Below are 14,526 nucleotides of genomic sequence, written 5' to 3'. Positions count from 1 at the left end.
AACTCAGACGATGATTCTAGACGGCAATCAGAACTTAAGGCCGAAGCCAACGCTTTTCGTCCGAGCAAACGTGAAGTTTGGTGCCTCTCGGCCAACGCTGTATGCTAGGTCAAAGCTCAGCATGTCTGTGAGCCCAAAGCTCATTCCCGCCTTGCCAAGTCGGTAGTTACGCACGTCATCTTCCAGTGGAAGATTCCAATAAGAGCCCTCAAGATACGGTGTAACGTTTCGCGTGCCTAGGGCGTATGACAAGGCGTTCAGCTGAGCGTCGAGTCTTACTGTTGTGCGCAGGCGCACGATCGTATCTTTCTTCTCGGATGAGCCACCTACATCGAATGTTTTGCCAGTTTCCGCTCCGAACGAAATGATGGGAGCCACTTGTAGCCACGGTAGTCGAACGTAATTGCCAGCGGCATTAGCTTTATCCTTATCGGGGGGACCAGGCCAATATCGGCCAAGCCATCCGTATATTGGCGTCACCCCTACCTCAATTAGGCCTTTTTTCGTTCCAGTCTTACGTTCGGTTTCGTACTTTAGATTGGTGACCAGCTCTGTGCCTTCACCAAGCTTATTACCAGCAATAATGCGATATCCGCCAGCCCGGAACCTGAGTTGGTCGCCGTCCTTCTGGTCACCAGTCGAAGTGAGCTTGCCCTCCAGCGAGACGCGTGGCCAAAATCCGCCCCAGCTTTCAGATCCGTCGTAGATCAGTGCAAACTCTCCCTGATACGCATCGGTTCCAGAGCCCTCCCCCGTAGACTCGTTTGACAGGAAGGACAACGTTGCTGGCAGCGGGGCTGTAGCTTTTGACAATGTGTCGGAGCGTTGGAGCTTCAAACCTGACTTACTGACCCTTTGTACCCAACTATTTTCCATCTGAATATGTGCCTCTGCGCTCTTAGCCAGGACGATATCGTCCACATCCAGAGCAGTGATCTGCCACTTAACCTCAGAGCCTGTTTTAAGCTCAATTGCCGATGTGGCGAGGTTTTCTCGGGCGCAAACACTTGCAAAGCATGAACTCTCAATTTTGCTCCACGGCGGATCGTCGTCCGGAGTAACCTTAGTGCGAGCTTGGCCTGAAATGACGTAACGTTTGGCACTCGGCACTGGCTTCCAAACCAACGAGAAGCGCCCATCGACCAGATCCATGGCTCCGAGTTGAAGGACTTGGGGAGTTTTCAGTTCAAGACTTGAAACGTCGCGACCAGGTACTCTGTATTTCCACTTCCAGTCACCTGTTGGAAGAGCAGTCTTACTCACACGCAAACCCGTACTGCCTTCAGGTAAAGTGAGCTGGACAGGTTCCCTACCGTCATTGGGTTCGATGATGATGAGATAGAATTCTTTAGGGTTTTCCAAATCAGGTAACAGGAACATCCCGTCGCTGTACTGGCTTGTTGAGTCATTGGACGCGGGAATCGCTGCTAGACAAGGATATGACAACACAGCAACGATGGCAGCGTACCTGGCGGTGTGCTTCATACGAGGTCCTTCCCAACGAGAGTGGCAATATCACCGATTGACTTGAGCTTACTGTCGGCGAAGTCGTTGGGTCTGAGGGTCTTCATTGAGCACCCCTTTGCGCTTAACTTGCTACTAATACCTCCGTGGTATGTCTTGCGCTTGACCATCGAGTGGCCTAGACCGTGCGGTCCCAGCGATGTATCAAGAGTGACCCCTACATCGAGACCCTCCATTTGCTGGAAGAAATCTAGTACCAGATTCTGGACATACTCCATCCGATCCCTTGGTTGGACATTGCATCCCATCGCGTTTCTCCATTGGCCGCGGTGCCTGAAGCTAGAGTTAAGTCTGACTCAACCACAAAAGCAAAAAGATAGTCGCGCTATTGTTTGGTCCCCCCTCAAACGAGGTAAGTCAACAGACCAGCCTCCAAACCTCGGCAGGTTGCAGCGCGGAGTACGAATGGACACTTTGGGTCGAGGTGTTGAAAAAGTCGACCCGGCCTAGCTACCCATGCATTGAGCGGTAAAAATGCCTTTTTTTCACGCTGGCACGTCAAATCTGAGCCCTTGAACCTTCTGCGCAAAACACAGATGCGATTACCAAACGGGTTCGCCGGATGGATACTGCCTCAGAGCGTGAGGCGGTCATCAGCCAATACATCGTTTGTTAGACCGTTACCAGCGATGGAGCTTCTTGCTGATATCCGCCTGCGCCTCCGCCCAAGCCTTCTGCTCCGCCGTGAACTCTGGCTGAACATCGATTTGCTCAGACTCCAATACATGCAGATCGAGTGGACGGATGCCTCGCTGCGCGTGAAGGGACTTATAGTCGTCGAATACACGATCAATGTACCAGTGGACGCCAAAATAGAAGATCGGATCGGCAATGGCGGTCCAAGTGCTACTCATCGCCCCGCCAATAGCCCCGTGCCACTGGTTGTGGGGGTAAACGAGACAACATCCCAACTGGTTCGTGTTTTTAAAATCGGCGAGCTTTCTGGCGCCAGTAATAGGCTCACCTAGCTCCCCGGAGCCAACCCCTTCAATTGAGAAATAGCGCGGCAGCACGAACGCGGGATTGTCAGTTCGCCTAGTTAGGAGCTTCTCGGCGGTCACTCCACTTTCTTGTGCCGCCTGCAGGACGGCTTGCCGGATTTCCTCTGGGTAAACACTAGGGTCAGGCGTGTATCCGAGCTCCACAGGGATTGGCTTTTGTGAGTCCCACAGTTGTGGCAGGGTTAAATTCTGCGATTGATACCATGCGACAATGCTCTCGTGCATCATGTTCTGATGGGGCTCCGTCGCTGTAGCCTTGACCATCTCGTGATGCATCTGAAGAAAGTTCGACCCAAAGACGAGGTTTATCCCCCAGTTCCTGTCGGGCCGGGCTGGAGGGGGAGGCTCTCGGTTCTGCTGGTGCCAATCCCGGTGAACAATGTACATGTCGTGCCCGCCATGGTGGGAATGCTCCGACATGGCCGTGTGATATTGAGCAACGTGCTGCTGATGTACCGATGCCATTATGATCTCCTTTTACCGCGAACTTTGAGCTACGGTGCCTAGACAAACTTAGCTTGCGGATGTCCGAGTGCATGAAGGCGAAAACGGGGAAAGATCTATTTCTCCACGCGGACGCGTCCGTCAAAAAATATATCTGTCCCCATTTCCGCTAAAACAAGTAGTTTTTATTGATGCGATTAAAAGTGCGCATCAAAAATCGCTGTCTAACTCTTAACAAACTCGGATAACGCAACACCAGTCTTTAGAGAAAAAGCGATATCAGTACGCCGTTCGATTTCGTCAACATCATCGGTTTCGCCATCATGCAGCACTTGATCGGCACTAGCACAAAAATCTCTCGCCATATTCTCATCCCCAGTGCTCCTTACCAACACAGGTCGAAAATCCGTATTAGTTGACTCCCACGCAGACACCACACTTTTGACCGATCCAACCCGCACGCCGACATACAAAATAATTGCATCTCGAATCGAGCAACCACCATCTCGACATGCATGATAGAACATTCGATCAGCTGCGCGACGACTACCGATACCATTGCTAACGTCTACGCAGGCCTGATCATGGACAAGAGCGGCTCTTCGATAATCGCCAGTGAACGGAGATCCCACCAATGTCCATAGCGCGCGGGGAATGGATGCTCCGTCAGTTTTCATATTAATAGGCGCAGCCCAGCGTTTACCTTTTGGGTCGTCATACCAAAACTCACGAGTAAGCCTCATGTATCGGTCCGAAGCTTTAGGATCACTAATCCATACAAGTTGCGGATCTGCAGAAAATTTATCATCCATAACATACTCCATAAACTAAAGATCACCACACCCCCCACACTTTCCAATCTAGATCACACCTTTACAATAAGTTTGCAAATAAATATACTTTTTCAAAGTAGGAAACCTTCACTTTTAATCTAAGCACTTCCACCCAAACCCTCCCTCCCATCCATACAGAAAGTGCAAAATTTTCAGCCTTACCTTTGATCCCAATTAAAAAATAGCGCCTTGTCTTGAGGCCGATCCAATAGAGGTGGAGCTATGGATCGTCTCGACCAATAGCGGACTCTGGGACGAAAAAAAATGGGGGACAGAATTATTTTCTCGTCCTATCTCGCTGCCCCCCCTTCCATCACCCTTGAACTACCGCAGCAAGACTCGCCCGAGCCCCACAAGCCCAATCCTGATAAACTCCCCACCTCCCAGCCTCACCCATTCCAGAAACGCCAATGCCTCCAATCACCGCCACACCCGCCCCGCTCTCCCGTCGCTTCTCCGTCGCCCCGATGATGGATTGGACCGATCGTCACTGCCGCTTCTTCCTGCGCCTGCTCTCCAAGCACGCCCTCCTCTACACTGAAATGGTCACCACCGGCGCCCTCCTCAACGGCGACCACGACCGTTTCCTGCGTCACAACGAAGCCGAGCACCCGCTCGCCCTGCAGCTCGGCGGCAGTGTCCCGCTGGACTTGGCCGCCTGCGCCCGCATGGCCCAGGACCACGGCTACGACGAGGTAAACCTGAATGTCGGCTGCCCGAGTGATCGGGTGCAGAACAATATGATCGGTGCGTGCCTGATGGGGCATCCGCAGTTGGTGGCTGATTGTGTGAAGGCGATGCGTGATGCGGTGTCGATTCCGGTGACGGTGAAGCATCGGATCGGGATTAATGGGCGGGACAGTTACGAGGAGTTGTGTGATTTCGTCGGCACGGTTCGGGATGCCGGGTGCACGAGTTTTACGGTGCATGCACGGATTGCGATTCTGGAGGGGTTGTCGCCGAAGGAGAACCGCGACATTCCGCCTCTGCGCTATGACGTGGCGGCGCGGTTGAAGGCGGATTTTCCGGAGCTGGAGATTATTCTCAACGGCGGGATCAAGACGCTTGAGGCCTGTCACGAGCATTTGCAGACGTTCGACGGCGTGATGCTGGGCCGTGAGGCGTATCACAATCCTTATGTGATGGCTGAGGTGGATCAGCAGCTGTTCGGCAGCACGGCGCCGGTGATCAGCCGGGCCGAGGCGCTGGCGCAGTTGCGGCCTTATATTGCCGAGCATTTGCTGGCCGGCGGGGCGATGCATCACATCACTCGGCATGTGCTGGGCTTGGGCACCGGGTTTCCGGGGGCACGCAAGTTTCGGCAGTTGTTGTCGGTGGATATTCACAAGGCTAAAGAGCCTTTGGCGTTACTGGATCAGGCGGCAGAATTGTTGGAGGGACGTTGATCCTTCATTGCTCGTTCGTAGGCTTCGCGCACCGGTGATCGCGTTTTGTCTCGTTAGAAAATGGTAGCTTTGAAATCGTGGCCGTCGCTTGTTCGGCCCGAGTGCTCAAAGGTCTAATACGCAAACCGGCCAGGCCAAATCGGTAAGCATTGAGGACATGGCTCAGGCCTGCTCAGCACGCTAACCGTCACCTCCATTGAACCTGCCCCCCATTTCAGCATCGTATTTACCGAGACCGCGCCCCGCCTTTCAAACATCCGTTTTCAGGATGTTGCCGCTGGGGCCTTCGATACGCACATGCACCCTTGAGTGGCTGTCAGCGCTCGGGTAATGTCATTAGACCCATAGGACAGAGCACGCCCATGACTTCCAAGCTGGAACAACTCAAACAAATGACCACCGTGGTTGCCGACACTGGCGACTTCGAAGCAATCGCTCGCGTTAAACCCGTGGACGCCACCACCAACCCTTCCCTGCTGCTCAAAGCAGCGGCCATTCCCGGTTATGCCGAGTTGCTGAACGCTTGCGTCAGCGACTGCAAGGGCGATGTGGGCCTGGCCAGTGACCGTTTTGGTGTGGCGGTGGGGCAAGAGATTCTGAAGGTGATTCCTGGCCGTATTTCCACTGAAGTGGATGCGCGCCTGTCGTTCGACACTGACGCCGTATTGAAGCGTGCGCACCGTCTGATCGACCTGTACGAAAAGGCCGGTATTGGCCGTGACCGTGTACTGATCAAGATCGCTTCGACCTGGGAAGGCATCCGCGCTGCCGAGAAGCTGGAAAAGGAAGGCATCCAGACCAACCTGACCTTGCTGTTCTCTTTCGCTCAGGCGGCGGCGTGTGCTGACGCTGGGGTTTTCCTGATTTCGCCGTTCGTGGGCCGTATCTACGACTGGTACAAGAAGGCCACCGGCAACGACTACACCGGCGCGGATGATCCGGGCGTGCAGTCGGTGACGCGCATCTACAACTACTACAAGGCCAATGACTACAAAACCGTAGTGATGGGTGCGAGCTTCCGTAATCTGAATCAGATCGAGCAGTTGGCCGGTTGTGATCGGTTGACCATCAGCCCGGATCTGCTGGAGAAACTGGCGGCGGATACCGGCAAGCTGGAGCGCAAATTGGCGCCGGGGCATGCCGGTGAAGCGCGTCTGAGCTTGAATGAAGCGCAGTTCCGTTGGTTGTCCAACGAAGATGCGATGGCGACCGAGAAGCTGGCTGAGGGCATTCGTCAGTTTGCTCGGGACCAGGAGAAGCTTGAGGCGTTGTTGCAGGCCAAGCTGTGATTTGAGTTAGCTGGATGCAAAAAGGGCGAACCCATCAAGGTTCGCCCTTTTTTTGTGTTGAATTTGGGTGATGGAGCCTCTTCAGGGAATCAATGACGCTCCAGCGCGTTCACCAGGTCATGAAACGCCTCACGGTTGGAGTCGTTCAGGCCCATGAGGATTTTGTGTGCTTCGAGGACTTTGATCCGCACCACTTCTTCGGACTGGTCCTGGTCTGGCAGATCGGTCAGGCATTCAGGGCATGGGATCGGGCGGTCAACGATGTTGAACACTTGCTCGAAGCCCATGGACTGCAGCAGACGGGTGATGTCTTCGTGGGTGGTGACGACGGTCGGCAGCAAGCCGACTTTTTGCCGCGACAGGATCGACAGCTTGGCCAGCAGGCCAAGGGTGGTGCTGTCGATGCTGCGGGTTTCGGTCAGGTCGATCACGATGGCGTTGAAATTCAACGCAGTGAAGATCCGCTCAATAGTCGCATCCAACGCCGAACACAGGGTCAGGCGAACTTCACCGACGAACTTCAGGACGAAGGTGCCGTCCTGCTCGGCGAACTGGATTCTACCGGTACTCATTAAAGATTCCTGCTCAACACCAACAGGGCGATATCATCCGGCATCTCCCCTAGCGTGGCCAATCCAAAAACCTGGCGCAGACCATCCAGGCTGCCGCCCGCCGCTTTCACCCGTTGAGGCAAAGCAGCTTCTTTATCTTTGAGTGTGGGTTCTGGCAAAAGGTCCAGAATGCCATCAGACATCAGCGTCAGGCTGAATACCGGTGGCAGCTCCAGTACGTGGTCTTCGTAGGTGGCTTCGTTGAAGAGGCCCACCGGCAGACCGCGCCCTTCCAGGTAACGAACACTGTCTGGCGTGTACAACACAGGCAACGGCAGATGACCGCCGATGCTATAGGTCAACAAACCTGTCTCCTCGTCGATGACTCCACCGACCATTGTGACGTGTTTACCCAGCTTACAACTGATCAGGCCCCGGTTGATATGACCAAGGACTTCTGAAGGTTTGAATTCCGGCAATGTGCCGTTGCGCTTGGATTCGAACAACAAGCGCGTGGTCATGAACTTCAGCAGCACGGTAACGAAGGCTGAAGAGGCGCCATGACCGGAAACGTCTGCCAGGTAGAAGGCTACCCGACGGTCGTCGACCCGAAAGTAGTCGACGAAATCGCCCGACAGGTACAGCGACGGGATGATCTGGTGCGCAAACTGGAACTCGTCGATGGTCCAGGGGCTGACCGGCAGCATGTTCATCTGCACCTGGCGACCGGCGTTCTGGTCTTCCTGGAGCAAGTTCAGGCTGGCTTCGAGCTCGCGGTTGGCCTTTTCCAGCTTCTCGCGGTAGCGCTGGTTTTCCAGCAGCAGGCGCGCACGATCCAGGGCACGACGCACGGAGTGCTCGAGCACGGCGAGATCTTCGAGAGGCTTGATCAGGTAGTCCGCTGCGCCCAGGCGCAGGGCCTCGACGGCGTCGTTCATCACACCGGCGCCCGAAACCACGATTACCGGGGTTTGCGGCGACAGTTCGGTGACCTGGCGAATGAGTTCGAGTCCGCCCATCTGCGGCATGCGCAGATCGCAGATGACCAAGTCGGGCTTGTCTTGCTCGAATACCTGTAGACCCTGCTGGCCGTTACTGGCCTGCAGGACACTGAAACCACTGTCTTCCAAGTAGGCCGCGAGGCTCGCACGCACTACTTCGTCATCATCGATTATCAGCAGCGTGGCACTGGTTTTTGGCATGTGGGCAAACGGCGCCAGAATTAGGTTGGCGTAGCAGGCTGGGCATTTGGCCCTGCACACACTACTGGATTCGCTTTCTAGCCTCTCTGCTGCACCGTTTTCGAGCGTTTGCCCTACTCACTGTTCCACCAGAGGTGCCCTTCTAAGGCGCAGACGGTACTCCCATCCGCGAGGCGTTTCAAGCTCACGCCGATGGTCGCTTGACGTCTTTACTTGTCAAATCACCGAGAGTTATAAGAACAGGCAAAACCGTAACCCAAAGGAAGGATCGAGCCCATGAGCCAAACCGATCGGGACTACAGCGAAAAGCGCGATTTCATCCGCATGCGGGTTGATGCCGATGTGTCGCTGATTCATGAAGGCGATGAGGTGCAAGCCGTCTGCATCGACCTTTCCAGCAGTGGCATGCAGCTGGAGGCGCCCCGCTCATTCAAGGTAGGTGACCGGCTCAGCGTGCGGATCGATTCCGATCACGCAGCGCTCAAAGGCCTTGAGGCCGACACCGAGGTGGTGTGGGTGAAAGCACAGGACGGTGGCGGCCAGAAACTCGGGCTTACAATCCTGAAGATGAAATAGCCCTGATTTGACCCGCAAGCCAAATGAAAGAAGGCGGCCAATGGGCCGCCCTCTTCGCTTTACCGGTCGAGATTAAAAATCGTCTTCGACCTTACCGTCCTTGACTTTGAATTCGCGGTTTTGCAGGTATGCATTGCGAATAAAGGTGTATTTGTCGCCAGTGACCAGTTTCTCGGCCGACAACAGGCTGGCGCGAGTGTCGACGATGTTCAGGCCAAAGATCGAGTTACGCACTGGTACGTCGTTGATGTAGCGGTACGGACCGGTATAGCCGTCGACATACTTGGAAGGCGCATCACGCAAGGTGCTTGGGCCCAACAGCGGCAGCATCACGTACGGGCCGCTGCCCACGCCCCAGTAACCGAGGGTCTGGCCGAAGTCTTCGTCGTTGCGGTGCAGGCCCATTTTGGTGCCCACGTCGAAGAAGCCCAGCAGGCCGAAGGTGGTGTTGAAAATCAAACGCGCGGTGTCAACGCCAGCCGCTGCGGGCTTGGCCTGCAACACGTCGTTGGCGAGGTTGGTCACATCGCCAACGTTGCGGAACATATTGTGGATGCCGTCTTCCAGAAACTGCGGCGTGACGAACTGGTAGCCCTGAGCCAACGGCTTCAGTGCGTAGGTGTCGACAAAATCGTTGAATTTGTAGATCGGGCGGTTGATGCTTTCCCAAGGGTCTTCTTCCGTGGCAGCCTGAGCTGCGAACGGAACCAGCAACACGCTGGCACACATACAAAGCTGAGCGAGTCGATTGCTCCAGCGCATAGAGAAACTCCTTGGATTGTACTGACGCGGGCGCTCGGCCCAGCCGCAAAGGCCGCTAGTATATGACGGAAAACCCGGTTTAGGCAGCATCGTGCACGATGGTCTACGAACGACGCCTCCTGACGGCGAGCGATTCATATCCCTGTCACTCAATTGTCACCGCCCGTGAATAGCCTTGTCGCTATTTCAGGGACGTTTCCATGCCGCACGCCGAAGTCTTGCCCCTTGCTGCTCCGAATCTGACCGCCGTGCTGTTCGGCCTCAGTGGTTGCCTGGTGGATTTCGGTGCGCGCACGCGCCAGCACGGCGCCGTTTCTGCCGAGCACGCCGAGGTCACGCCCGGCGCCCTGGAGAGCCTGTCCAGCTTGCAGCGACAACGGATTCCCTGCGCCTGGCTTGATGAACTGCCCCCCGCCCTCAGCCATTCTCTGGCCGCGGCACTTCCGGCCTGGATCAAATCTTCGCAACACTCTGAAACAATCAATTCGTGGCCGGCGCCGAATGCCTGCTGGCAAGCCTTGATGGCGCTGAATGTCGAACGCCTGGACGGTTGCGTGCTGGTCAGCGGCGAGCCGCGACTGCTGCAATCGGGCCTGAACGCCGGGCTGTGGACCATTGGCCTGGCGTCCTGCGGCTCGCTCTGCGGGCTCGCGCCGAACGAATGGCAAGCCTTGAGCCAGAAGGAACGGGAACACTTGCGCGGCAAGGCGACGGTGCAGTTGTTCGGCCTGGGCGTGCATTCGGTGATCGATCATCTGGGCGAACTCGACACCTGCCTGGCCGATATCAGCCTGCGTCGGCTCAAAGGCGAAAAGCCCTGACTGAGATCATGCAGGTTGCGCGCGAGTGGATTAATCTAAAGGTCAGCCATAGACCTTTGGCGTGCTGCTGCGGTCTATGCCAGTGCCTATCGATAAAAGGAAGAACGCCATGCCCGCCCGCGAACTGCAAGAACAGCTCAATAAACTGCGCGAGCAATTGGAACAGAATCCGCCACTGACCGAAGCCGAGCGCGAAGACCTGCACGCGCTGATGCAACAGATCCAGCTGGAGATTGAGCTGGAAACCAAAACCCAAGACTCCAGCCTCTCAGACAACGTAAACCTGGCCGTCGAGCGCTTCGAACTCGAACATCCCACGCTGGCCGGCACCTTGCGCAACATTGTGCAGGCTTTGGGCAACATGGGGATCTGAACCCTTCAGATGCAAAAAAGCCCCGTTATCGATAGCGGGGCTTTTTCATATCCGGGATTTGCAAATGCAATCCCGCACTGGTTCTTTATTGTCGGACCAGCCGATGGTTCGGCAGTTGCACCTCTTCGGTACTGCGATACGGGTTGATATCCAGCCCACCACGACGCACATACCGCGCGTACACCGTCAATTTCTCCGGCTTCAGCAGCCGCTGCAGGTCGAGGAAAATCCGCTCCACGCACTGCTCATGGAAGTCCGAGTGCTGGCGGAAGCTCACGATGTATTCCAGCAAACTCGCGTGATCCAGCGCCGCGCCGCGATACTCCACCACCACGCTGCCCCAGTCCGGCTGACTGGTGACCGGGCAGTTGGATTTGAGCAAATGGCTGTGCACGCTCTCTTCAACAATGCGCGACTCATCGCAACGCAGCAGTTCTGGACGCGGATGCTCATAGTTGCTGACGCTGATGTCCAGGTCATCGATGCACACGCCCGGCAACGCCACAACGCCTTCCGCCTCTACCTCTTTCAGGCTGCGAACCCGCACGCCCACCGGTTTGCCGGCCGCGGCCGAGAGGTCTTTCACCAGCGTCGCTTCAAGGCTCGCGGTGTCGGCAAATGGCGTCTGGTTCAGCGAGTTGAGGTACAGCTTGAACGACTTCGACTCGATGATGTTCGGCGAGTCCGCCGGGATGCTGAATTCGCCGATCGCCACCACAGGCTTGCCAGACGGCAACAGCCACGACAGCTCGAAGCAGTTCCAGAAATCCACGCCCTTGTACGGCAGGGTTTGCGCGGTCAGGCCCAGCTCGGCCCATTTCGCGGTGCGCGGGATCGGGAACAGCAAGGACGGCGTGTAGGTGGCGATGTATTCGCTGGATTTGCCCAGCGGCGAATGTTCGGCTGCGGGATGCATGGCGGAAACCTGACTGAAGAATCAGCAGATTCTACCAGTCTTTGCTCCCGCCTTTGAGTGCTTACTGACTGACTGTCAGTTTGCCGACCATGCCAGCCTGATAATGGCCGGGGATGTTGCAGGCAAATTCCAGGTTAGTGGCCTTGGTGAAGGTCCAGGTCAGCTCGGCGGTTTTACCCGGTTCAACCAACACACTATTGGGGTCATCATGCTTCATGCCGTGATCCATGGCGCCATGATCCATTCCGGCCATGGAACTGTGGTCCATGGCCTTCATGCCTGTAGGCATCAGCATGCCGCTTTGCTGCATCTGGAGCATTTCCTGCTGATGCCTGGCATGCATCTGTGCATCGCCGAGGTTGAATTCATGCAGCAACTGGCCTTTATTCACCAGTACGAGACGCACGGTTTCCCCGGCCTTGATATCGATGGTCTTGGGGCTGAAGGTCATATCGCCCATTACCACTTCGACGCTGCGGGTAGCCTGGGCGGCCGAGGCCGGCTGACCGAAATCGTAGGTCTGCGCCGGTGAGGCTTCCAGCCCCAGGCTCAGGGTCAGCAAACAAGCGGCCAGTACCAGACGCTTTTGCAAAAACATAGTCGCACTCCAATAAGATGAGGTTCAGCTTGTGGGAAACTCTACCCCGCCGGCTCTGCCAGCCACCTGACAGGCAGATTACAACTTTGTCAGGTTGGCCTGTTTCCTCGCCGCCCACGGTATAACGCACCTGTTCAAACTGCCCGAGTCGCCCATGAAACTGCTGATCGTCGAAGACCAACCGAAAACCGGCCATTACCTGCGCCAGGGCCTGACCGAGGCCGGCTTCAACACCGAACTGGTGGCCGATGGCAGCACTGGCCAGCAACTGGCCTTGAGCGGCGATTACGCCTTGTTGATTCTCGATGTGATGCTGCCTGGACGCGATGGCTGGCAGATTCTGCAAGCGGTGCGCAGTGCAGGCCTGGACACGCCGGTACTGTTTCTGACCGCCCGAGACGCAGTGGAGGACCGAGTCCACGGTCTGGAATTGGGCGCCGACGACTACCTGGTCAAACCTTTCGCCTTCTCCGAACTGCTGGCCCGGGTTCGCAGCCTGCTGCGTCGCGGCAGCGCCACACCACAGGAAACCTGCCTGCAACTGGCCGACTTGCGCCTGGACTTGATCCGCCGCCGGGTCGAGCGCAACGGTCAGCGCATCGACCTGACCGCCAAGGAATTCGCCCTGCTGGAAATGCTCCTGCGGCGCCAGGGCGAAGTGCTGCCCAAGTCGCTGATCGCGTCCCAGGTATGGGACATGAATTTCGACAGCGACACCAACGTCATCGAAGTGGCGATCCGCCGGTTACGCCTGAAGATCGACGACGATTTCCCGAACAAGTTGATCCACACCGTGCGCGGCATGGGTTACGTCCTTGAAGAGCGCCCCGCCTGATGCGCCGACTTTCATTAAGCAGCCGTCTGGCCCTGCTGTTTGCCGCCTGCACTGCGGTGGTGTCGTTGTTCGCCGGGGTGTTGTTCAGCCGCGCCAGCGAGGCGCACTTTGTTGAGCTGGACCAGCAGTTGCTGGACGGTAAACTGATTGGTTTACGCCGGGCGCTGGATGACATTAAGTCCAGCGAAACCGAAGCCAGGCTGGCTGATGAATTGAGCCGACAAGCCGATCTTTCGCTGCGCATCATTAGCAGTGACGGCCAACGCATATACGACAGCTCGGCCCGTTTACCCAAAGATTTACCGCGCAAACCGGGCCTGTCGACGGTAAGTGATGACGGCACCGACTACCGCGTCCTGAATGCGCCGTTATTCCTCGACAAACCCGACTCACCGCAACTGACCTTGCTGCTGGACATCACCCATCACCAGCACTTTCTGCAGCGCATGCAACACCTGATCTGGCTGACGGTCGGCCTCTCGGCCCTGGCCACTGCCCTGCTCGGTGCCTGGGCGGCGCGCAGTGGTTTGCGTCCGTTGCTGCGCATGAGTGCGGTCGCCAGCGGTGTGTCGGCGCAATCGCTCAACGCCCGCCTGCCGGAAGCAGACATGCCGCCGGAACTCGCGGAAATGGCCCACAGCTTCAACGCCATGCTCGGACGCCTCGATGACTCTTTTCAGCGGCTCTCGGCCTTCTCCGCCGACATCGCCCATGAACTGCGCACACCGCTGTCGAACCTGCTGACCCACACCCAAGTCACCCTCACCCGCCCTCGCCCCATTGAGGATTACCGCGAGGCGCTGCACAGCAACCTCGAAGAACTGCAATGGATGGCGCAACTGGTCAACGACATGCTGTACCTGGCCAAGGCTGACCACGGCTTGCTGATGCCCAAGCGCGAACCGCTGGACCTGGCGGAAGAAGCGGATGTGCTGCTGGAGTTTTTCGCGCCGCTGGCCGAAGACGCCCGGGTGAAGCTGAGTCGTGACGGCCGCGCGAGCCTGCAGGGCGATCGCAGCATGCTGCGCAGGGCACTGTCCAACCTACTGGACAATGCGTTGCGGTTTACCCCGGCCGGTGGTGAGGTGCGGGTAAAGATTGTCGAGCAACCGGCAGGCTTGAGCCTGACCGTTGAAAACAGTGGTGAAGGGATTTCTGAGGACCTGTTGCCGCGTTTGTTTGACCGTTTCTACCGGGCAGACCCCGCGCGCCGTGAAGGCAGCAGTGAGCATGCGGGATTGGGATTGGCGATCACCCAGTCGATCATCCGCGCCCATGGCGGGCAGATTCGTTGCGAATCGGCTCAGGGGTGGACGCGGTTTGTGATTGAGATGCCACGAACCTGATCGTTCCCACGCTCTGCGTGGGAATGCAGCCAGTGACGCTCTGCGTCAC

At 56.8% G+C, this 14,526-nt stretch carries 15 protein-coding genes; 7 read left to right on the top strand and 8 right to left on the bottom strand.

Translation table 11 applies throughout. The annotated features are described in order from the left end of the window. Positions 1-27 precede the first annotated feature (27 nt). From AC1RO5_RS14445 to AC1RO5_RS14435, 3 genes are all read right to left on the bottom strand, one after another. The gene (locus AC1RO5_RS14445; protein WP_493175729.1) at positions 28-1,485 is read right to left on the bottom strand and encodes a hypothetical protein; all 1,458 of its coding nucleotides are present in this window, start codon (positions 1,483-1,485) and stop codon (positions 28-30) included. A 659-nt stretch (positions 1,486-2,144) separates the two neighbouring features. Next, a complete protein-coding gene (locus AC1RO5_RS14440; RefSeq protein WP_493175726.1) occupies positions 2,145-2,990 on the bottom strand; it encodes a tyrosinase family protein in 846 nt (281 codons plus the stop codon). A 203-nt stretch (positions 2,991-3,193) separates the two neighbouring features. Then, a complete protein-coding gene (locus AC1RO5_RS14435) occupies positions 3,194-3,781 on the bottom strand; it encodes a DUF1353 domain-containing protein (RefSeq protein WP_493175723.1) in 588 nt (195 codons plus the stop codon). A 431-nt stretch (positions 3,782-4,212) separates the two neighbouring features. On the opposite strand from AC1RO5_RS14435, the gene dusA reads away from it, so the two are divergent. Both dusA and tal read left to right on the top strand, forming a co-directional pair. After that, a complete protein-coding gene (gene dusA, locus AC1RO5_RS14430) occupies positions 4,213-5,208 on the top strand; it encodes a tRNA dihydrouridine(20/20a) synthase DusA (RefSeq protein WP_493175719.1) in 996 nt (331 codons plus the stop codon). 362 nt (positions 5,209-5,570) lie between these two features. Beyond that, the gene (tal, locus tag AC1RO5_RS14425) at positions 5,571-6,497 is read left to right on the top strand and encodes a transaldolase (protein ID WP_493175717.1); all 927 of its coding nucleotides are present in this window, start codon (positions 5,571-5,573) and stop codon (positions 6,495-6,497) included. 89 nt (positions 6,498-6,586) lie between these two features. Here tal and rssC read toward each other — a convergent pair whose 3' ends face one another. Then, positions 6,587-7,069, bottom strand: coding sequence for an anti-sigma factor antagonist RssC (gene rssC, locus AC1RO5_RS14420; protein ID WP_007935262.1), 483 nt, complete (start codon positions 7,067-7,069; stop codon positions 6,587-6,589). After that, complete coding sequence (gene rssB, locus AC1RO5_RS14415) at positions 7,069-8,250, bottom strand: two-component system response regulator RssB (protein WP_493175716.1); 1,182 nt, start codon at positions 8,248-8,250, stop codon at positions 7,069-7,071. The genes rssC and rssB overlap by 1 nt, the downstream gene beginning before the upstream one ends. 276 nt (positions 8,251-8,526) lie before the next feature. Here rssB and AC1RO5_RS14410 point away from each other — a divergent pair, with 276 nt between their 5' ends. Next, positions 8,527-8,826 carry a PilZ domain-containing protein gene (locus AC1RO5_RS14410; RefSeq protein ID WP_007935265.1) on the top strand — a complete coding sequence of 100 codons (300 nt, stop codon included), beginning with the start codon at positions 8,527-8,529 and terminating at the stop codon, positions 8,824-8,826. A 72-nt stretch (positions 8,827-8,898) separates the two neighbouring features. Here AC1RO5_RS14410 and AC1RO5_RS14405 read toward each other — a convergent pair whose 3' ends face one another. After that, entirely contained in the window at positions 8,899-9,588 is a 690-nt protein-coding gene (locus AC1RO5_RS14405) for an MlaA family lipoprotein (protein ID WP_493175714.1), read from the bottom strand. Positions 9,589-9,788: 200 nt separating this feature from the next. On the opposite strand from AC1RO5_RS14405, the gene pcrP reads away from it, so the two are divergent. Both pcrP and AC1RO5_RS14395 read left to right on the top strand, forming a co-directional pair. Continuing rightward, positions 9,789-10,409 (top strand): HAD superfamily inactivated hydrolase PcrP, encoded by a 621-nt coding sequence (pcrP, locus tag AC1RO5_RS14400; protein ID WP_493175712.1) that lies wholly within the window; start codon positions 9,789-9,791, stop codon positions 10,407-10,409. A 109-nt stretch (positions 10,410-10,518) separates the two neighbouring features. Then, the gene (locus AC1RO5_RS14395) at positions 10,519-10,782 is read left to right on the top strand and encodes a DUF4404 family protein (RefSeq protein WP_493175710.1); all 264 of its coding nucleotides are present in this window, start codon (positions 10,519-10,521) and stop codon (positions 10,780-10,782) included. An 85-nt stretch (positions 10,783-10,867) separates the two neighbouring features. Here AC1RO5_RS14395 and queF read toward each other — a convergent pair whose 3' ends face one another. Both queF and copI read right to left on the bottom strand, forming a co-directional pair. After that, entirely contained in the window at positions 10,868-11,698 is an 831-nt protein-coding gene (gene queF / locus AC1RO5_RS14390; RefSeq protein ID WP_493175708.1) for an NADPH-dependent 7-cyano-7-deazaguanine reductase QueF, read from the bottom strand. A gap of 61 nt (positions 11,699-11,759) precedes the next feature. Beyond that, positions 11,760-12,296, bottom strand: a complete 537-nt coding sequence (gene copI, locus AC1RO5_RS14385; RefSeq protein WP_019649411.1) for a copper-resistant cuproprotein CopI — start codon at positions 12,294-12,296, stop codon at positions 11,760-11,762. A 154-nt stretch (positions 12,297-12,450) separates the two neighbouring features. Between copI and AC1RO5_RS14380 the strand changes: the two genes are divergently transcribed. Further along, entirely contained in the window at positions 12,451-13,131 is a 681-nt protein-coding gene (locus AC1RO5_RS14380) for a heavy metal response regulator transcription factor (protein ID WP_007935276.1), read from the top strand. Then, the gene (locus AC1RO5_RS14375) at positions 13,131-14,477 is read left to right on the top strand and encodes a heavy metal sensor histidine kinase (protein WP_493175706.1); all 1,347 of its coding nucleotides are present in this window, start codon (positions 13,131-13,133) and stop codon (positions 14,475-14,477) included. The genes AC1RO5_RS14380 and AC1RO5_RS14375 overlap by 1 nt, the downstream gene beginning before the upstream one ends. Positions 14,478-14,526: the final 49 nt, after the last annotated feature.

This window comes from Pseudomonas sp. GW822-FHT02G04, from assembly GCF_058802085.1.
The sequence above is the reverse complement of the archived record's forward strand: the minus strand, read 5'-3'. Positions and strand labels throughout refer to the sequence as shown.

Bases quoted from the DNA above. Each gene is read 5' to 3' on its own strand.
- AC1RO5_RS14405 (WP_493175714.1), bottom strand. From the start codon at position 9,588: ATGCGCTGGAGCAATCGACTCGCTCAGCTTTGTATGTGTGCCAGCGTG.
- AC1RO5_RS14375 (WP_493175706.1), top strand. From the start codon at position 13,131: ATGCGCCGACTTTCATTAAGCAGCCGTCTGGCCCTGCTGTTTGCCGCC.
- AC1RO5_RS14435 (WP_493175723.1), bottom strand. From the start codon at position 3,781: ATGGATGATAAATTTTCTGCAGATCCGCAACTTGTATGGATTAGTGAT.
- copI (WP_019649411.1), bottom strand. From the start codon at position 12,296: ATGTTTTTGCAAAAGCGTCTGGTACTGGCCGCTTGTTTGCTGACCCTG.
- rssC (WP_007935262.1), bottom strand. From the start codon at position 7,069: ATGAGTACCGGTAGAATCCAGTTCGCCGAGCAGGACGGCACCTTCGTC.
- queF (WP_493175708.1), bottom strand. From the start codon at position 11,698: ATGCATCCCGCAGCCGAACATTCGCCGCTGGGCAAATCCAGCGAATAC.
- dusA (WP_493175719.1), top strand. From the start codon at position 4,213: ATGCCTCCAATCACCGCCACACCCGCCCCGCTCTCCCGTCGCTTCTCC.
- rssB (WP_493175716.1), bottom strand. From the start codon at position 8,250: ATGCCAAAAACCAGTGCCACGCTGCTGATAATCGATGATGACGAAGTA.
- AC1RO5_RS14440 (WP_493175726.1), bottom strand. From the start codon at position 2,990: ATGGCATCGGTACATCAGCAGCACGTTGCTCAATATCACACGGCCATG.
- pcrP (WP_493175712.1), top strand. From the start codon at position 9,789: ATGCCGCACGCCGAAGTCTTGCCCCTTGCTGCTCCGAATCTGACCGCC.
- tal (WP_493175717.1), top strand. From the start codon at position 5,571: ATGACTTCCAAGCTGGAACAACTCAAACAAATGACCACCGTGGTTGCC.
- AC1RO5_RS14445 (WP_493175729.1), bottom strand. From the start codon at position 1,485: ATGAAGCACACCGCCAGGTACGCTGCCATCGTTGCTGTGTTGTCATAT.
- AC1RO5_RS14380 (WP_007935276.1), top strand. From the start codon at position 12,451: ATGAAACTGCTGATCGTCGAAGACCAACCGAAAACCGGCCATTACCTG.
- AC1RO5_RS14395 (WP_493175710.1), top strand. From the start codon at position 10,519: ATGCCCGCCCGCGAACTGCAAGAACAGCTCAATAAACTGCGCGAGCAA.
- AC1RO5_RS14410 (WP_007935265.1), top strand. From the start codon at position 8,527: ATGAGCCAAACCGATCGGGACTACAGCGAAAAGCGCGATTTCATCCGC.